21 protein-coding genes and 1 pseudogene are annotated in these 19023 nt (G+C 40.6%); 7 read left to right on the top strand and 15 right to left on the bottom strand.

Annotated elements, in window-relative coordinates:
- Positions 1-3 precede the first annotated feature (3 nt).
- Genes C0213_04745 through C0213_04730 form a run of 4 tightly spaced genes read right to left on the bottom strand, consistent with a single transcriptional unit; the run spans position 4 to position 3349 of the window.
- Positions 4-474 (bottom strand): hypothetical protein, encoded by a 471-nt coding sequence (locus C0213_04745; GenBank protein ID AUX11741.1) that lies wholly within the window; start codon positions 472-474, stop codon positions 4-6.
- A complete protein-coding gene (locus C0213_04740; GenBank protein ID AUX11740.1) occupies positions 456-1283 on the bottom strand; it encodes a lactate racemization operon protein in 828 nt (275 codons plus the stop codon). The genes C0213_04745 and C0213_04740 overlap by 19 nt, the downstream gene beginning before the upstream one ends.
- Positions 1280-2062, bottom strand: a complete 783-nt coding sequence (locus C0213_04735) for a 1-(5-phosphoribosyl)-5-amino-4-imidazole-carboxylate carboxylase (protein AUX11739.1) — start codon at positions 2060-2062, stop codon at positions 1280-1282. Before C0213_04735 ends, C0213_04740 begins: the two co-directional genes overlap by 4 nt.
- 12 nt (positions 2063-2074) lie before the next feature.
- Positions 2075-3349 (bottom strand): lactate racemization operon protein LarA, encoded by a 1275-nt coding sequence (locus C0213_04730; GenBank protein AUX11738.1) that lies wholly within the window; start codon positions 3347-3349, stop codon positions 2075-2077.
- Between the two features lie 234 nt (positions 3350-3583).
- Between C0213_04730 and C0213_04725 the strand changes: the two genes are divergently transcribed.
- The 4 genes from C0213_04725 to C0213_04710 all read left to right on the top strand — a co-directional run bounded on the left by C0213_04725 (position 3584) and on the right by C0213_04710 (position 6881).
- Positions 3584-4249: a Crp/Fnr family transcriptional regulator gene (locus tag C0213_04725; protein ID AUX11737.1), complete on the top strand. Its 666-nt coding sequence runs from the start codon at positions 3584-3586 to the stop codon at positions 4247-4249.
- A gap of 94 nt (positions 4250-4343) precedes the next feature.
- Positions 4344-5351: a cobalamin biosynthesis protein CbiM gene (locus C0213_04720; GenBank protein AUX11736.1), complete on the top strand. Its 1008-nt coding sequence runs from the start codon at positions 4344-4346 to the stop codon at positions 5349-5351.
- On the top strand, positions 5335-6150 hold the full coding sequence (locus C0213_04715) for a cobalt ABC transporter permease (protein ID AUX11735.1): 816 nt from the start codon (positions 5335-5337) through the stop codon (positions 6148-6150). The genes C0213_04720 and C0213_04715 overlap by 17 nt, the downstream gene beginning before the upstream one ends.
- Positions 6151-6155: 5 nt before the next feature.
- The gene (locus C0213_04710) at positions 6156-6881 is read left to right on the top strand and encodes a cobalt ABC transporter (GenBank protein AUX11734.1); all 726 of its coding nucleotides are present in this window, start codon (positions 6156-6158) and stop codon (positions 6879-6881) included.
- Positions 6882-7054: 173 nt separating this feature from the next.
- Here the strand turns inward: C0213_04710 and C0213_04705 are convergent, their stop codons facing one another.
- The 8 genes and pseudogenes from C0213_04705 to C0213_04670 all read right to left on the bottom strand — a co-directional run bounded on the left by C0213_04705 (position 7055) and on the right by C0213_04670 (position 12507).
- Entirely contained in the window at positions 7055-8017 is a 963-nt protein-coding gene (locus C0213_04705; GenBank protein ID AUX11733.1) for an LD-carboxypeptidase, read from the bottom strand.
- 259 nt (positions 8018-8276) lie between these two features.
- Positions 8277-8927 carry a DsbA family oxidoreductase gene (locus C0213_04700; protein ID AUX11732.1) on the bottom strand — a complete coding sequence of 217 codons (651 nt, stop codon included), beginning with the start codon at positions 8925-8927 and terminating at the stop codon, positions 8277-8279.
- A gap of 15 nt (positions 8928-8942) precedes the next feature.
- The gene (gene trxB / locus C0213_04695; GenBank protein ID AUX11731.1) at positions 8943-9887 is read right to left on the bottom strand and encodes a thioredoxin-disulfide reductase; all 945 of its coding nucleotides are present in this window, start codon (positions 9885-9887) and stop codon (positions 8943-8945) included.
- The gene (locus C0213_04690; protein AUX11730.1) at positions 9884-10225 is read right to left on the bottom strand and encodes a thiol reductase thioredoxin; all 342 of its coding nucleotides are present in this window, start codon (positions 10223-10225) and stop codon (positions 9884-9886) included. The genes trxB and C0213_04690 overlap by 4 nt, the downstream gene beginning before the upstream one ends.
- 178 nt (positions 10226-10403) lie before the next feature.
- Positions 10404-10631: pseudogene (locus tag C0213_04685) on the bottom strand (RNA-binding protein).
- Between the two features lie 296 nt (positions 10632-10927).
- Positions 10928-11620 carry a 5'-methylthioadenosine/S-adenosylhomocysteine nucleosidase gene (locus tag C0213_04680; GenBank protein AUX11729.1) on the bottom strand — a complete coding sequence of 231 codons (693 nt, stop codon included), beginning with the start codon at positions 11618-11620 and terminating at the stop codon, positions 10928-10930.
- 42 nt (positions 11621-11662) lie between these two features.
- Positions 11663-11953: a hypothetical protein gene (locus C0213_04675; protein AUX11728.1), complete on the bottom strand. Its 291-nt coding sequence runs from the start codon at positions 11951-11953 to the stop codon at positions 11663-11665.
- Positions 11954-11964: 11 nt separating this feature from the next.
- Entirely contained in the window at positions 11965-12507 is a 543-nt protein-coding gene (locus C0213_04670; protein ID AUX11727.1) for an ADP-ribose pyrophosphatase, read from the bottom strand.
- Positions 12508-12697: 190 nt separating this feature from the next.
- Here C0213_04670 and C0213_04665 point away from each other — a divergent pair, with 190 nt between their 5' ends.
- From C0213_04665 to C0213_04655, 3 genes are all read left to right on the top strand, one after another.
- Positions 12698-13378, top strand: a complete 681-nt coding sequence (locus C0213_04665; protein ID AUX11726.1) for a 5-bromo-4-chloroindolyl phosphate hydrolase — start codon at positions 12698-12700, stop codon at positions 13376-13378.
- Positions 13378-14574, top strand: coding sequence for a toxic anion resistance protein (locus tag C0213_04660; GenBank protein AUX11725.1), 1197 nt, complete (start codon positions 13378-13380; stop codon positions 14572-14574). The genes C0213_04665 and C0213_04660 overlap by 1 nt, the downstream gene beginning before the upstream one ends.
- Before the next feature lie 67 nt (positions 14575-14641).
- Positions 14642-15514 (top strand): hypothetical protein, encoded by an 873-nt coding sequence (locus C0213_04655; protein AUX11724.1) that lies wholly within the window; start codon positions 14642-14644, stop codon positions 15512-15514.
- A 20-nt stretch (positions 15515-15534) separates the two neighbouring features.
- Here the strand turns inward: C0213_04655 and C0213_04650 are convergent, their stop codons facing one another.
- The 3 genes from C0213_04650 to C0213_04640 all read right to left on the bottom strand — a co-directional run bounded on the left by C0213_04650 (position 15535) and on the right by C0213_04640 (position 18836).
- Positions 15535-16962, bottom strand: a complete 1428-nt coding sequence (locus C0213_04650) for an MFS transporter (GenBank protein ID AUX11723.1) — start codon at positions 16960-16962, stop codon at positions 15535-15537.
- 245 nt (positions 16963-17207) lie between these two features.
- Positions 17208-17408: a hypothetical protein gene (locus tag C0213_04645; GenBank protein ID AUX11722.1), complete on the bottom strand. Its 201-nt coding sequence runs from the start codon at positions 17406-17408 to the stop codon at positions 17208-17210.
- A gap of 168 nt (positions 17409-17576) precedes the next feature.
- On the bottom strand, positions 17577-18836 hold the full coding sequence (locus C0213_04640; protein ID AUX11721.1) for a tyrosine--tRNA ligase: 1260 nt from the start codon (positions 18834-18836) through the stop codon (positions 17577-17579).
- Positions 18837-19023 lie beyond the last annotated feature (187 nt).

The raw sequence follows: 19023 nt of genomic DNA, 5'->3' as shown, positions 1-19023 counted from the left end.
CTTTTATTTTAATTGCTGATAAACAGCGAGATAAACTTGATTAAGTGCCACGTCATGCGTCTTAGCGGCTGCTAAACAGTCGTCAAATTCTGGTGTATATTTTTCAATATCGTCATAATTAACCACTTTGACCCGAATATCACCGTAACTCGTCGTGACGGTGATAAAATGCCGTGGCATAATAGTACGCCCCATTGTCTGGTAACGTACACCAACGGTTGATGTGTGTTTCAAGATCAGATAAGTCATAGCTTGCTGATCGGCTGGATGAATCATGACCGTTAGTTTAATAGCTGGTCGGTTTTTCTTCATTTGAATGGAACTGAAAAAGGCATCGAGCGCCCCATTATCCATCAATAAATCTAAAACCGGTGCTAAACTTTCCGCTGACTGATCATCAATGTTGGCCTCCAACACTAATATCTGATCTGACTTTTTCTCAACAACTTGTTGGCTTAGTTTTTTTTTTCGCACAACATCACACGTAATGCGTTGAGTTGTGGTGTTTCCCGTTTACCAAAGCCATAACCGACTTTAGTAATTGTTTGATTATCAGGAATTGGACGGAATTGATCGACAATTGTCTTGACAATCCCCATTCCCGTTGGCGTAATCAATTCCGTATGAATCTCTGGGTTTTGCTTAATCGGAATCGCACTGCCCACTCGCATCTGCATCACAGCTGGTACTGGGACGGGCATCATCCCGTGGGCCACTTTGATAAAGCCACTGCCATCCGTTAATTCGGATGAATAGACTTGATCGACTGCCAATAATTCGAGGGCGACAAACGCGCCGACAATATCAACGATTGAATCGAGCGCACCAACTTCGTGGAAATGGACATCACTTAATGGTAATTCGTGAACGACCGCTTCTGATTTGGCAATTTCTGTAAAAACCTGTTTAGCATTAGTTTTAACATAATCGCTTAAATCACTATGATCGATAATCGCTTCGATATCCTTCAGATGTCGCACGTCATCTCCGTGACTGTGGGTGTGCCCATTGGCATGTTGATGTACGTGCTCATGATGATGATGAGCTGGTGTTACTTCAACGAAACCCTCATCCTTGTGCACGGATTCTGGTAAATGAACATCAAAATCGGTCCCATAAATACTACTTTTAGCAATGCGTGCCGCATGTAGGTGGTAGCCAGAAATATTCAACTTAGCAAGTTCAGTTTCAAATTGTTTAAAATCAAGCCCTAAATCAAGCAAAGCCCCAATAAACATATCGCCACTAATCCCTGAAAAAGCGTCTAAATAAAGAGTTCTCATTTGTCATCCTCCGTATCACTTAAATGATTAATCATACTTGCTGAGTAACCGGCGCCAAAGCCATTATCGACATTGACAACCGTAATGCCTGAGGCACAACTATTAAGCATCGTCATCAGCGCCGTTAAGCCACCAAAGTTAGTGCCATAGCCGATGCTAGTGGGGACGGCAATCAGTGGCTTTTCAATTAACCCACCGACAACACTGGCTAGAGCACCTTCCATCCCAGCGACCACAATTACCACCTGGGCCTCACGAATCTCATCTAAATGCTCAAAAAGGCGATGAATACCGGCGACACCCACATCATAAATTCGTTTGACTTGGTTACCATAGACCTCTGCGGTGACGGCTGCTTCTTCAGCAACCGCCATATCAGAAGTACCAGCCGTTACGACAGCAATATAATGCTTAGTTTGTGAGACTGGTTTTAACATCAAAGTGACACACTGGGCTATTTCATCATAGTGGGCAGCCGGTTCGGCAACTCTAATCGCCGCATACTTTTTGGGGGTGACTCTCGTACAGAGAATATTTTCAGCATGGCGCTTTAAAGAATCGATAATCCCAATGATTTGCTCGGCTGTTTTACCAGCGCCATAAATCACTTCTGGATACCCATTACGTTTTTGACGACTTAAGTCAACCTTGGCAAAGCCTAGATCATCAATCGTCTGTGTTTTTTCGATTTGGTGAGTCGCTTCTGCGATGCTTATTTTTTGTTGCGCAACAGCTACTAAAAGCTGTTGGAGCGCATTAGTTGTGTCCAAGTTTCTCATTCTTTCTATTTGTTATTTAACAATGACCCCTAATCCATCAGGAATGACGGTTACTTTTGCGTCCGCACCTTCAATTGCGTAAGCCCGTTCTAAAGCAGCATCTAAACTAGTTGCCAGTTCCATATGCATATCGGTAATTAATTGGGGATCAACTAAATCTGATACGAAAATCACGTGATGTTGCACTAAAATCCGGGCTAAAATTTGTGACGTCCATTGATCGGGCACCGTTTCAAGCCGTGGTGTGTTAATCGCTTGCTCTAAGAATTCCTTAGGATCCTTAACGTCAGCGATATTATGGTAGAACCCATCACCGCCATGCCCATCACGCGCACCAGCGACCATGATAATGACGCCGCCTTGTTTGTTGGTGGCTTCAGCAGCGGTCATCCCTTTGACTGCTTGGTAGATATTTTGATCAAGTGGGTAACCACCATTCGTCGAAATAGCAATATCACAGTCAATTTTGTCGACTTCAGATAAACTCTCAACGAAATCACAACCTTTTTTATGCGCTGTTTCTAAGTTACCTGCGAATGAACCGATGATGTGTTTGTCTTCATCCAAAACGACATTCAAGATAAATTCAAGACCAGCTTTTTTAGCGGCATAAACCATATCCTTGTGGACTGGGTTATGCATTAAATTACCGGTTCTTGAATAATGCGAGTTGATAAATTCACCTGAGTGATTAGCCATGATTGTTTTATATGACGCTACACCTGGTAAAACTGATTTCCGACCACCAGAAAAGCCAGCAAAGAAATGAGATTCAATGAAACCTTCTGAAATTAATAAGTCAGCTTCCACAGCGATTTTATTGATAATACAATCGCCACCTGAAGGTAATTGACCAATTTTAACCACTGAACTATCATCAGTTGAGATGTGCATGACGATTTCTTCATTAGCAACAATTTCTTCACCATATTTGTTAACCAATTCTTCGTGCGTTGAAGGCCGGTGAAATCCGGTGGCCACCAAAATACGAATCCGTGCATCTGGGGCTACGGAACGAATCCGTCTTAAAAGAATGGGTGTGATGATATGTGAAGGAACCGGACGAGTATGATCGGAACTAATAATGACAATGTTCTTCTTGCCCTTCGCCAATTCTTCCAATTTAGGACTATCAATGGGATTATCCAATGATTGTTCAACCGTTTCAGCTTCACTTAATGGATTTTGATAAGTGGCTGCTTGGGAAACCAGCTTCCCGGCAAAATTAGTATCCGGAATATTGGCCGTAATAATTTTTTGATCGTAAGGTAATTTTATAGCTACCAAACTGTAGGACTTCCTTTCTCGATTCTAAATTAATGCTTAAAAAAGCTACGGTTATAGTTATACAGATTTTCTGAAAACAATGCGGTATAATTTATAAACAACATTAAACGTTATAAAAGGAAGGTTACAAATGTTAACAAATATTTGAACGAAATAGCGTACACTTAAGACTCAAGTTATAGAACAATAAGTATATTGATTATCAATCTCAACTAAGGGTAGGCTAATAGAATTATGGTTTTAAACGATATTGAATTTTTAATTAACTTTTTAGAAGAGCGTCACGTACCAATTATTACTAAAAAAAGACATACGTATCTGACTTATCACGGTCTAGAAGAACGTTATACCTATATTTTAAAAAAGGGGATTATTAAAAATTCGATTATCTTGCAAGATGGTCGTGAATTTAACTTATCTTATATTGCACAGCCTGATGTCATCTCACTCTTACGAGATGAAGTCTCTAAGTATACGGATCAACCCTTTAATGTCCGTATTGAATCTGATGAAGCCACTTTTTATCAAATTGACCGGGTCACCTTTTGGAACTATGTCAACGGAACGCCCGAATTACAAAATTACATTAAAAACTACTATCGCAAAAAACTATCCGAAAATATTTATCGCCTTCAAAAGATGATGATGAATGGTAAAAAGGGTGGTTTATGCGCCTTCTTATACAATCTAATGGATCTGTTTGGCGTCAAACAAAAAGATGGCATCCTCATTGACTTTGTAGTCACCAACGAAGATATCGCTGGTTTTTGTGGCATTAGCTCCAGAAGTAGCGTCAACCGAATGCTCAATCAGTTAAAAAAAGATGGCGTCTTACAAACCAGTGGTCACAAATTTTTAATTAAAGATGTGAGTTACTTATTAGATAACATTGCCAACTAATTTGTTAACATTTGTATACATGAAAAGATATTGAAAACCCCTATGAGACGCGTAACATTAACAGCAACAAATCACTCAATGGAGGTTTCATTCTATGCATATTCCCGATAATTACTTAAGCCCACAAACCTGCGCCTTTTTCTTTGTTGCAGCTGTTCCAGTCGTTGGATTAGCCTTAAAAAAAGTTAAATTACAAATATCCGAAAAAAAAGAAACGGTACCAATGCTAGGCATCTCCGCTTCTCTTTCATTTTTAATGATGATGTTTAACGTACCGATTCCTGGCGGGACAACCGCTCATGCCGTTGGTGCTACTTTACTCGCTATCCTGATTGGCCCGTATGCCGCCAGTTTATCGGTAACCCTGGCCTTAGTGACACAAGCTTTCTTGTTTGGCGATGGTGGCATCCTCGCGCTCGGTGCTAATATCTTCAATATGGCGGTTGTTATGCCTTTTGTCGGTTATGGTATTTATCGACTTTTCCAAAAATCGCATCATGAAAAGTTGGGTGTTATCCTTGGTGCTTATCTAGGCATCAACGCCGCGGCTTTAATGGCGGGCATTGAACTTGGCTTACAACCCTTAATCGCCCATGACGCAGCTGGTCAACCACTTTACGCCCCTTACCCGCTACACATTGCGATTCCAGCAATGTTATTCGCCCACCTATTAGTGGCCGGCTGGGTTGAAGCTGGTTTCACGGTTGCGGTCTATCAATTTATCAAAAAAGTCGCCCCTAACGAACTTTATGCCGCCCCTCAAAAAAGCGCTGTGGTAGCAACTCCTAAAAAACTACATCACGCCCTTTATACTTTCATCGCTGGTTTGATTATTTTGTCACCGATTGGTTTATTAGCAAGTGGCACTGCTTGGGGTGAATGGGACGCAAGCGAACTCTTGCAACAATTGAAAGCAGCCCATCTTAGCCAAGTCCTCCCGACCGGGATGGCCCATGGCTTAAACTTTAACGCCCTCTTTAGCGATTACACGATCCAAGGGCTTCCCCTGCCACTTGGCTACATGCTATCTGCACTCACAGCGGTTCTTATCTTCTATCTCATTGGAAAACTGGTGATTAACCATTATGCAACCCACGCCTAAACTACCTGATTGGCTCAACAAAACAGAAATAATCCCCCAAACGGTCGCTAAACCCGACCGTTTTTTAATTCAAAATTTACGGTTACTCGAAACGGTTTTAAATCGACTAGCACAACCTGCTACTCACACAAACCAACATACTTGTCATCAAACACCTGGCATTCAACTTATCAGCTTTCTTGTGACACTCTTCATCCTAGTCCTCACACATAGCGCTTTACTCGTCTGGTTAATCGGCCTACTAACCTTAATCCGGATTTGCCGATTGCCAAGCTATCAAATTGGACCACTTCTAAAACGCGTCGCCAGTATTAGTTTGATCGCACTCGCCTTAGTTTTACCGAATTTCTGGCTCGGTCAAATTCAGACGACTTGGTATTTCATCATTCGCACTGAAGTGATTTTATTTAATATTGGCTTTTTTGTCCAAACGATTACCTGGCCCACGTTTATTTTAGCCTTACGCCAGCTCAAACTTCCGACGCTGTTGATTTTAACGTTAGAAATCAGCCTTAAATACAGTCATTTATTAGCCCAATTCTTACAAGAATCACTCTGGGCAATTCGTTTACGGGCCACTGGCAAAGCGAAAAAAAGGCAACATTTAGTCGGTTCACTTATTGGGCGCCTTTATCTCAGTGCGCGCGCCTATATGACTGATTTATATCACGCAATGGTGCTGCGTGGCTACACTGGTCAAAGCAATCGACGGCCCCCTCTGACCATTACTCGTTATGATTGGCGCTTAATCGGTTGGGATTTTGCTTTAATTGGTCTATTCTGTCTCATTCGGAGGTAATTAATATGCTACAACTCAATCACGTTCACTACGCTTACACCCAAACAGATAGTTTGGCGGATATTTCGCTCACTATTCAGCCTGGTGAAGCAGTCGCGTTTATGGGGCCCAACGGTTCTGGTAAATCAACCTTATTCAAATTAATTAACGGTTTAATCGAACCAACGGCCGGCCAATATTATTTTAAGGACCAGTTAGTTGATCACCATTTTTTAAAAAATGCGGCTCAAACGACCGCCTTACATCGTGCGGTCGGCTTTGTTTTTCAAAACAGTGATGTGCAACTCTTCAACGAAACGGTTTCCGCCGAACTCGCCTTTGGACCAGAACAAATGGGTCTGGCTACAGTAGACGTACAAAGGCGGGTCCAAGATTGTTTGAAACTACTCCACATCGAGAAATTAGCCGACCGGGTTCCATATCAATTATCAGGTGGCGAGAAAAAATTAGTCGCATTAGGGAGCGTCTTAACGATGAATCCCGAAATGATTATTTGGGATGAACCCTTTAATGGTTTATCAGCAGCCTATCAGACACTATTAGTCCAACTATTACAACAGCTGAACCAGGCTGGCAAAAGTATTTTGCTTGCCAGTCATAACTACAAACAGGTCCAACAAATCGCTAAGCGAATTGTTATTTTTAATGAAGACCATCAAATTACCAATGATTTACCGCTAACGGAAATTCAACGGCAACCAGCCCTAATGGCAGCTTTAAGACAGTTATAATATCTTTAAAATATAAGTCTAGAAACGTATCTTCTGATGAAGGTGCGTTTTTTTATTAAAAAAGGCTGGCACAAAAGTAAATTTGTGTCAGTCTCAAAAGTCATTATTCATTTCGATTCATAAACTTTTTAAAACTTCTAAAATCTAAAAAAATAACCAAACTTGAATAGATACTAAATCTGCAACCATTTCTCCGTCGCATCCACCGTAATTGTCTGGCCAATTGGCAATGTCAGAATCGGTTGCGTATGCCCAACATTGACATGATAGAGGACTGGTATCGTCTTTAAAATTGGAAATTTCGCTAAAATATATAAAAGCATTTCTTCATCCAAATCAACATCAGTCGGAACCCGCCCGATAATCAGTGCCCGCGGTTGTTGAATACTTTGTAAGAGTGCCGCTAGATTGCGTGAAAAATCATAACGATCAGAATCATCTGAACACTCGAGCAATAAAATTTTACGATCATAATTTGGTTGGTAAGGCGTTCCTTGTAAGGCATAGAGCGTATTTAAGTTGCCCCCCACTAACTCACCCGTCACGCGGCCTTTGGTATATGTCTGCCATTGGTTGTCGTAGTAGTCGCGCTTAGCATCCGGCAAGTACCATGCATCACTTGCCCATTGAGCAGACGCAGTCAACCGAACTGGGTCCGCACCCTGAGTCATCACCTTTTGCCAATTCTGAACTTGATAGTCACCGAGTTGATCCGCTAATTTAAATGCAATATAAGATGGGCCGTAGTAGGTCACTAAGCCGGTCTTAGCGGTAATCGCATTGGCCAACGATGTAAAGTCAGAATAGCCGCAAATAATCTTAGGGTGTTTAGCAATCAACTCAAAATCGAGGTATGGCAATAATTCGTTGGCATTATAACCACCAGTCACTGCCAAAATTGCTTTGACGTTATCATCTAAAAAAGCCGCATGTAAATCAGCAACCCGCGCCTCAATTGGACTTGAATTTAAACAATCCATCACCATCACATTTTGACCAAATGTGACCTGATATCCAAGGTCATTCAGGCGTTTGTGCGCCACTTGATTAGCACCAAACCCGCCTACACTTTGTAAACTATTGCTAGGTGCGATGACCCGAATCTCATCGCCTTTTGATAATCGTTTGGGAATCATCTAAATTCACTCCTTTTTTACAGGCAATTTCAATCAGTCTAACTGGGTTAATTAGTTTAGTCAACAATATAGCCACTTACTTTTAACCAAAATAAAAGCCTTAGCTATTTTCCTAAATAGCTAAGGTTCTTATTTAACTAACTTTCTGAATTGTTATCATTATCCTGGTGATCGGCAATCAGGCAGCCATCCGGCCCACAGATACCGGATTCAGGATCATTGCCGGTAATTTCAATTGTTTCAAACGGATTATCATTCATTATGCTTGCTCCTTTGATTGAATTTGCTTAAGTGCTTTTACAAAGGCCTCATAAGGTTGCGCCCCACTGATGGCGTACTTATTATTAATTACAAAATAAGGGGCGGCATGAATCCCTAATTGCTGTGCTTCATTTTCATCATCCAGTACAGCCTGGTGATAGTCATCCGAATTTAAAACCTGGCTCACTTCATTTTTATCCAATCCCACTTCAGTAGCAGCCGCTAATAAAATAGCATGATCCGCGATTGATTGCCCATCATTAAAGTAAACTTGATAAAAACGTTTGATGACCTTTTCAGTCAGTACCGGATTTTCTTTACTTTCCGCCAACTTAATTAATCGATGAGCATCAATCGTATTTGTTGGGACAACCCGATTAATTGCCATTGGTAACCCATCGTCCTTAGCCATTTGTTCAATATAAGCCATTTGATCTTTTGCTTGTGCTTCCAAGGCTCGATTACCTTGCGTAAAGTGATTAATATAGCCTTCAGTTGTCTCTTTAGGAGCCGTTGGGTCTAACTCAAAAGATTTAAATACTAATTGTGTGTCATCGTAAATTCCAATTTCTTTCATTGCCCGCTTCATCCGATTCGAACCGATATAACAAAAAGGGCACGCAATATCTGACCAATACTTAATTTCCATTTCAATAACCATCCTCTATTGTTTAATCGTTGCCTCATAATTTAACTGTTCAATATATTCAAAAGCATTTTGCCCAGCGATTCCACCATCCCCAACTGCTGTTGTAATTTGGCGTAATTTTTTCTGGCGGACATCTCCAACGGCGTAAATCCCAGGAATTGACGTTGCCATTTCGGTATCTGTCACAATCCAACCAGCTTCATCTGTAATATTGAGCTTTTTAAACATTTGGCTGTTAGGAACATTCCCAACGTAAATGAAAACACCGGAAGTATTGATTATTTTTTCTTCCCCAGTTTCATTGTCGAGCATCTTAACCCCCGTCACATGTTGATCATCACCCATAATTTCAGTGACACCCGCATGCCACGTAAAAGCCATCTTATCATTTGCAAAGGCGCGGTTTTGAAGCACCTTTTGGGCGCGTAATTCATCCCGGCGATGAATTACGTTAACATTCTTGGTGATATTGGCTAAATATAGACCTTCCGAAATAGCGGAATCACCACCACCAACTACCGTCACATTTTTATTTTTAAAGAAAGCCCCATCACAAACTGCACAATACGAGATCCCTTTGCCGGAGTATTTTTCTTCCCCTAAAACTCCCAACTTGCGGTTCGTTGATCCTGTTGCAATAATCACTACTTTAGTTGTGAAATCATCACTATCAGTACGAATATGCTTAGTCTGGTGCTCATCAATTGTCACCTCTTGAACATCGCCATAAACAAATTCGACCCCCGCATTAGTAGCCGTTTCATACATTCTTTCTCCCAATTCAGGACCTTTAATCGACTGATAACCCGGATAGTTTTCAATATCATCTGTATTATTCATTTGACCACCATAAACACCGCGATCAAGCATTGCTACTTTCAAATTAGCCCGAGCAGCATACATCGCCGCAGTCATGCCCCCAGGTCCAGCACCGATTACAATAACGTCATAATCCATCATTTGTCTGCACCTCCATTAGTAGTAATATTATTTAAAAATTGTTCAACTTCTGCTTTCGTTTTACGTTCTTTATTAACTAATCGACTGATTTCATAACCATCTTGATAAGCGATGAAGCTTGGGATGCCAAAAATATTTAACGCTTGTGCCAAATCAATATTTTCGTCGCGATCAACCTCAATAAACTGATAATCTGGAAAATCAGATTCAATTTCTGGTAAGTGAGGCTTAATAAAATGGCAGTCAGGACACCAATCTGCCATAAAAACTAATACATATTTACCCTGTTTTAATTTTGTATCTAGCGCTTTTTTACTCATAACCGGTAATTTTTCCATCAGTGTTCCTCCACATTATTTTGAAATCAAAATTCATTCAACGAATTCATTGAATAGGTAAATATTACCACGTATTTTATTTCTGTCAATTTTTAAACTCTAAAAAAATACGGCTATCTTTAAAAAGACAGCCGCATACTTATACTAATTAATTTTAACGAAGCTATTGCACGACAACTCAAACTTTCACAACAATAAATCGCTCGCATAAACAAGGGATCGTTGGCTCAAATGTTCGGTGTAACTCGGCATATTCAGCCGCAAAAAAAGGGTCATGAACCGCTCGCCAATAAGCAAGCGTTCGATTACCCTCTCCTTCTAAATAAGCATAATCAGCCGATACCTTATTATAAGCAATGATTTTACATCTCATTTTTTTAGTAATCGCAACGGGCTTCCCTTGTCCACCTAATGTCACTGGTAACCCTCCGCATCCAGTTATTAGATTAGCGTTAGTTTACCAGAAATCACTATTTTACCAAAAAAATAAGCCTAGCATCAAAGCTAGACTTACTCGGTCGCTCATTTGTTTCCCTGTGCTAATGCTCAGAGTCATCCCGTTTCAAACACACTTCTTTTTTTAACGTGCTTTTCAAGCTAACTTTCTGCGCTTAGCCCTGTGAATCAAATAAGCGACCTTGTCGCTTATTCGCTCCCCTGTGCTAATGCTCAAAAGCTAACCAGCTTGAAACGCACTCATTCTTATTTAATATTCTTCAAGAAGTTGAGGAGCATTGCTGCTGATTTTTGACCGGCTTCTACGATGAATTCGTCAAACGTTACACCGGCATCTTCATCACCAACATCACTCATGGCGCGGATAACAACAAATGGAATGCCAAATTGGGTTGCCACTTGGCCAATCGCTGCGCCTTCCATTTCACAAGAAAGGGCTTCTGGATAGATTTCTTTAATTGCTTTGATTTTATCTTGGCTGGCGATAAATTGGTCCCCCGTGACGATTAAACCAACACGTGGTTGTAAGTCAACTGCTTTGGCAGCCGCTTCAATTTGCTTAATTGTGTCAGCATCCCCTTCAAAACGTTGGGGTTGTTGCGGTAATTGACCTGGTAAATAACCAAAGGCCGTTGCTTCAGCATCATGGTATGCGACTTGACTTGAAATCACAACGTCACCGATGTGTAAGCCTTCGCCAATCCCACCAGCTGAACCGGTATTAATCACAACATCTGGTTTTTCTTCGGCTAATAAAATCGCCGTTGTCATCCCAGCTTGCACTTTACCAATCCCTGATTCAACTAATGTGACTTCATGACCGTACAAATGGCCTTTATAGAAGGTATTGCCTGCCACTGTATGTTCTTGAACGTCTTCTAACTGCGTTAATAACGTCCGAATTTCTTCTTCCATGGCACAAACGACACTAATTTTCATATTAATATTCTCCGTTTCCTAAAAATAATCGACTTTACCATTTTATAGGAAAAACAAGATCAAGTAAACGATTATAATTAATCCCAATGTAATGCCGATCGCCCAGTTCAAACGATACTTCAAGCGTTTAACAGCTGGGAGGTCTTCTTTTTTCTCACGCCGCCGCTTCTTTTCGGGGGCGTCTTCAGTCACAGCTTTAAAGGCTGCCTTTTGCTTTTGTCGGGCATATTCCCGTTCGGTTCTTAACCGTTCTTGATCGCGTTGTTTAAAAGCCGCTTCTGCCGCCTCTTTTTGTTGGCGGTAAGCTTCACGCGTACTCGGTTCATTAGCCATTGTCAGCCCTCCTATTTGCTTTGTAATTGCCAGTAGTATAGCGCCATAATTGTTTTGGCATCACAAATGAGCCCACTCTTAACAGCTGCTTGCGCTTGTGCAAGTGTTAAACGTTCAACATTCAAAAACTCATCATCATCTAACGGGCGTTTATTAGCCACCGGTGTTAGCGCCGTCGTATAAAAGAGCGTCATTTTTTCATTAGAAAAACCTGGCGATGTAAAGAATTCAGCAATTTCTTGCAAATTAGCCGTTGTTAAGCCTGTTTCTTCATTTAATTCTCGTAAAGCAACTTTAGCCAAGTCCGTTTCACCTAAATCAATTTTTCCTGCTGGAATTTCAAGGGTTTCACGTTGCATTGGTGCGCGCCATTGTCGTACCAATAATAGCTCACCATCAGTTGTGATTGGAATAATCCCCACCGCACCATGGTGATAGACAATTTCGCGACTGGCGGTTTGACCATCAGGTAAGGCAACTTGTTGAACCGCCAGATCAATCACATGCCCTTTAAAAAGTGTTTCTTCAGATAATACCTTTTCCTCATAAGACATTTAAAATTAGCCACCTTTAATTAAGTTTGCATTCTTGTCAATCATTATACGCGCTTTTGAAATCGTCCGCTATCAGTCCGTAAAAGTTCATTATTTGGTTGGGATTAAATATCCATCCTTAGGCTGATACCTTTTTGATGAAATTACTGTTAAAATGAACTCATCAATATAAATTTAGGAGCTGACAATGATGTTTAAAAAAATAAAAATATGGTGTATTGGCTTTCTAATTATGGCAGTTTCAATTCCAACGTTCGCAACTCTTTTTGATTTCTATGGCGATTGGGATAACTTCTTGTGGGTCGGCCTAGGTGTCTTACTCGCTGCGGTCTACATGCTAATCAGTTTTAAACGCCTTAAGCAACAACCCCAATACAAAACAAATCACAAAATTTCAGATAAAATGTTGAAGCACTATCAAGATGCCGGCATGAGTGATGATGAGATTGATTTCTTCAGATCAACAATGCACCAAGCCGAAATTGAAGTTCAAGCTTTAGCAACTAACATGCAAGCTCTTCCTAAATTAAAGGCGATTGATTTAAATCAAGAAACAACGCGTGTCAGTCAAGCTATGTTCCAAGCAATCGTCAAGGAACCCAAACGCTTGCACTTAGCCAGCGATTTTCTCTATCGTCACTTACCTTCCATTAATGAATTAACGCGCAAATTCATCGAGATTAGTCATCATGAAGTTAAGACGACTGATACTTACGCTGTTTTGGATAAATCTGCCGAAGCAATCGATGCTTTGAGCCAACAAATTAAGCAAGATTACGCAACTTTTGTGGCCGATGATTTAGACGATCTCGACACTGAAATCTCAGTTGCAAAACAACAAACAACCCCTGACCACAAGGAGGAAAACTAATGACAGACGTTACCGAAAAACAAGATGATTTAATGAGTGATTTATTAAAGGACCCATTTGATCAAGCGGCCCCTGCCGTTACTGAAGAAACAGTTACCAAAAAATCAGGTGAAGAATTACTAAACCAACTCTCCCCTGAACAACAACAACAAGCCCAACAATTGGCTGAACAATTAGACGTTAACGATCAACAAGCAGTTCTCAATTACGGCGCCCAGGCTCAAAAGAAACTAGGTGCTTTTTCGCAAACAATGTTGAATCAAGTTCAAAGCCAAGAAACTGGTGAAATCGGCGACGCACTGACCTCGTTGATGTATCGTCTAAACGAAGCTAACCCGGACGAATTACGGGCTGAAGACAGCAACGTTTTCAAACGAATGTTTGGTAAGATTAAAAAATCAGTTTACGAAGTCACTGCTAAGTATCAAAAGATTGGTGCTCAAATCGACGGGATTGCGATCAAACTGGAAAAAGAAAAAGACGGTTTAATGCGTGATAACGAAACATTGGAAGGGCTATACGCTAAAAACAAAGCCTACTTTGATGCACTTAATATCTACATCGCCGCTGGTCAACTCAAGTTACAAGCCCTCGATCAAACTGAGATTCCAGCTGCCATGGCGAAAGCCGAAAATGATAACAACCAAATGGCTGTGCAAGAGGTCAATGATCTCAATCAATTTAAGAACCGGCTTGAAAAGCGGACTTATGATTTAGAGTTAGCCCGTCAAATTACGCTCCAACAAGCGCCACAAATTCGCTTAATTCAAAATACGAACCAAGCGCTCGCTGAAAAGATTCAAGCCTCAATTAACACCGCAATTCCACTTTGGAAGAACCAAGTCGCAATCGCCTTGACCCTCCTCCGTCAAAAAGATGCGGTCACTGCACAACGCCAAGTTTCCGAAACAACTAACGATCTCTTGAAGAAAAATAGTGCGATGTTGAAGATGTCTTCGATTGAAACTGCTAAGGAAAACGAACGGGGTGTTGTTGATATCGAAACCCTTCAAAAGACCCAAAACGACTTAGTCGAAACCCTTCAAGAAACCTTGAAGATTCAACAAGAAGGTCATGAAAAACGGCAAATGGCTGAAAAAGAATTAAACCACATGGAAAATGACTTACGTGATCATTTATTAGCCTACACACAAGGCCAAACAACGAATAACGCGGGTCCTAAGAACGTCAACTAAAAGCACTCATCTGAGTGCTTTTTTATGTTATAATCAGTTTTTATATTGGAAAGTAGGGTTCTTGTAGATGTTTAAAAAGAAAAATTGGAAAATTATTGGTCATCCCCGCGTCAGTCATTGGTTTTTATTAATCATTCTTCTAGGCCAGATTAGTATGAGTGTCATCCGGCTGACCGGCGAACTATACACCAGTCTAATTAATCTAACTGGTAACGAAAATCTATTTTGGGGATTTCCTTTCTTTGAATCGTCTTATTCGATTGTCAGTATTATGGGGACAAAAGGCATATTGGTAGCTAATATGACAGCCGTACTATTATGCTTATTATTAGCCATTTTAATTTATCAGATAAGATGTCAAATTAACGCATCACTCGCCTTGACGAGTTTATTGATCCTTGGATTATCTGATATCACACTCACCGTCGTTGCTTTTTTCACCAACACAAGTGTTGGTATAACAGCAGTAGCAGCGGTTTTTAATTCTCGAATTACTTTCATTTTAATGCTTGTTTATCTTAGTCAAACCCTAATCGGCATTTGGGGCATCTGGCTTTTTACACGATTATTTATCACAAAAACGGCCTTCAAACCAATCGCCTTTTCCAAACGCCATCTTTACTTAATCATTAATTTATGGGGTTTAATCCTAAGTAACTACTTAAAACTTAGCGCACCATCAGGCCCAGCGTTTAACCTATTTTACTTCATCACACTCTTTTTTAAATTCGCCCTAATGATAGGGGTTTTCATTAATCGTAATCCTGCTCAAACCGTACGGCAAAAAGGCTACTTAATCTTCTTATTAGTCCTTCTTGTCGGATTACCGCTCCAGCGTTATCATTTTCAGTTCAGTAACGTCCTAATTATCATAACGCTCGCACAGTATTTGATTAAGAGCCGCCAAATTTCAGCTAACGAAAAAGCCATCAATTCCTAAAAGAATTGATGGCTTTTATTTTAATGACGATGTTTCAGCATCCGCCATCCTGTTAAGGCTGTCGCAATCAAGCAAATAACCAAGGCGACCATGAAGGCATCATGCATCCCAGCAATGAAGACGTCCGCATGCCCTGGAATGTATCCCGTTACTTTTTGACCGTAATTACGACTCATTGCGGCGTACAAGACCGTTGTCGATAATGAAATCCCAAAGACCATCCCTAAGTTACGCGCTAAGGCGTTAATCCCACCAGCAACGCCTAAGTCTTGAACCCCAACTGAACTCATGACAATTGTATTATTGGGGGCTTGAAAAATCCCATTGCCCAGTCCGACTAAACCGACAAAGAACATGAATAACCAAATTGGCGTTTGTAAATTCATCAACATATAACCGACTTGGCTAATTGAGATTAAAATCAAGCCGACAAAGGTTAATAATTCTGGACCAATTTTATCTGAAATACTACCGGCAATTGGGGCCACAACCACCTGTACGATTGGGAAAATCATTAAACTATAACCGGCCAAATTAGGCGCTAAGCCCAATGCATTTTCCAAATAGAATGGCGAAATGACGTTGAAGAAGAAATTGACGACAAAAATTAAGAATGCACATAGCAAACTTAAGCTAAAATCAACATTCTTGAATAATCTAAATGATAATAAGGGCTGTTCAACATGTTGTTCGATCCAAACAAAGATTCCGGCACTGATTAAGGCTACCACAAAAGCCGTTAAAATGATTGGTGATGTAAAACCAATTTGTTGGCCGATAAAAATGCCAAGGAATAAGCTGACAATCAAGGCCGCAAAACTAACAAATCCGGCATAATCAATTTTTTCGTGCGTTTTAATAATATCTTTTGGTAAAATAAAATGCCCAAAAATAATCGTTAAAATACCAATTGGCACGTTAATCCAGAAAATATAGCCCCAACTAAAGTGTGCGAGGATCAAACCACCAATCCCGGGACCCGCGATACTGCCTAAAGCCACAAATGAGCCGGTTAACCCTAATGCCCGGCCCCGTTCTTTTAATGGGAAAACTTCGGTGATAATCCCGTTATTATTACTCATGGTCATTGAAGCCCCTAGCGCTTGAACGACCCGCGCACCAAGTAACAATGGTAGGCCACCGTTAAACCCACATAGTAATGAGCCTAATACGAAAAGAAAAGTCCCAATCTTGAAAACTTTAACTTTCCCGAAGGCATCGCCAACTTTACCAAATAATAGCAATAAAGCACAAATCATAATCAAATATATCGAGACAATCCATTCTGATTGATTCATCGGAATTTTCAAATCCCGACTCATGACAGGTAACGCAATATTGACGATACTCCCATCAAGGGTGGCCATGAAGGTAAAAAGCCCCACCGCCGTTAATATCCGCCAACGATTCTTTTGAACCTGCGGATTATCTGCATAACTTAACGCCATCTGTAAGTCACTTTCTTTCTTTTCAATTTATTTAATAATAAGTATACCCTTCTTTCAGAAAATTAAATATAAAAAAATCACCCCTGAACGCTCGTAAAGAGGGTTAGGGGTGATTTTTAACGTGCTTTTGGTTGCAACAACCTCCGCTTAATCTACTAAAATCGGCAGTAATCCTAAAACCTAGATTACTGCCGATTTTTTATTAATGCTCAGTTGCTAACCGCAACCAAATGCACTTCTTTATTTTAACGTGCTTTCCAAGCTAACTTTCTGCGCTTAGCGCTGTGAATCAAATCATCGACTGTGTCGCTAATTCGCTTCCCTGTGCTAATGCTCAAAAGTTGACCAAGCTTGAACGCACTCATTTTATTTAACGTGCTTCTCGAGTAGCCTTTTCCGGTTAACTGCAAAATGGGTATTATGGCAAGAACCGCCATAATACCCATTTTACCGTTAATCCTCGAAGCCTAACCAACTCGAGTCAGCACTCACTTTATTTAACGTGCTTTTTGAAACTGACTCCTGTGCTTAACGACATTTGTCAAATCAGCGATTTCATCGCTAATTCGCCAAATTATGTTAATGCTCAGAGTCAAACCGTTTCAAACGCACTTCTATTTTACTCTTGCCAAGAAGTATTTTTTCTTGCCGCGACGGACAATGACAAATTTACCTTCGAAGTTTTCGCTTGGGTCAATTTCAAGGGTTGTTTCGCGGAGACGGTCACCGTTAATTGTGATGGCGCCGTTTTGCACATCTTCACGTGCTTGTCGTTTTGATGATTCAATCCCAGCGTCCACTAAGAAATCAACGATATTTTTCTTTTCAGCTGTGATTTCAACTGTTGGTGCTTTTTGGAAGGCTTGTTCTGCTTCTTTGACATCTAAGGCTTTGATATCGCCTGAGAAAAGCACTTCCGTAATCTTTTGGGCCCCTTCTAATTCAGCTTGGCCATGCACAAAACGCGTTACTTCTTCAGCTAAGCGACGTTGGGCAACCCGTTTTTCAGGGGCTGTTTCAACTGTTTTAGCGAGTTCGTTAATTTCAGCTTCATCTAAGAAAGTGAAGTATTTCAAGTATTTAACGACATCCCGGTCATCTTGGTTTAACCAGAATTGGTAGAATTCGTATGGGGTTGTCTTTTCAGGATCTAACCAGATGGCACCGCCAGCTGTCTTACCAAACTTCGTTCCATCAGCCTTGAGCATCAATGGAATTGTTAAGCCGTAGACTTCTGTTTCGCTACCTTCAATTTTATGAATCATATCGATCCCTGAAGTGATATTACCCCATTGATCAGCACCCCCGATTTGTAGTTGCACATCGTGTGCTTTGTAAAGGTGCATGAAATCGACTGATTGTAAGATTTGGTAGGTGAATTCAGTAAATGAAATCCCAACATCTAAACGACTAGCAACCACGTCTTTAGCCAACATTGTGTTGATGTTAAATAACTTACCGTAATCACGTAAGAAATCTAACAATGAAATTTTTGATAACCAGTCGTAGTTGTTAACCATTGAAACGTTAGCATCCGTGCCGAATAACCGTTTCATTTGGCCCGATAAAGCTTCAACGTTATGTTGAACCATTTCCATTGTTTGGAGTTGACGTTCTGATTTACGACCACTTGGATCACCGATTGAACCTGTTCCCCCACCGATAACGATATATGGGTGATGACCAGCCAATTGGAAACGTTTCATCATCATGAAGGGAATTAAATGCCCGATATGCATACTATCGCCAGTAGGATCAACCCCACAGTATAATGAGATACTCTTCTTTTCAGTTAATTCGCGTAACCCGTCAGCATCTGTTTGTTGGTTAATCGCGTCGCGCCATGTTAATTCATCAATAATATTCTTTTGCATTTGAAACCCTCCTAATATAATAAAAAAAGTCCCCATAATCCTCGTGAGAAGATTACAGGGACGACTTAAAATTTAAGTTCGCGGTACCACCCGAATTATGCTAGTTACCTAGCATCACTCATTGATTGGTACGTCAATCACACGTCTGACCACTTAGCGTATTGTAATTCGATTCCAAGCATATACT

Origin of the sequence: Latilactobacillus sakei (genome assembly GCA_002953655.1) — a bacterium.
Taxonomy (GTDB): Bacteria; Bacillota; Bacilli; order Lactobacillales; family Lactobacillaceae; genus Latilactobacillus; species Latilactobacillus sakei_A.
This window is presented reverse-complemented; position numbering and strand designations above follow the sequence as displayed.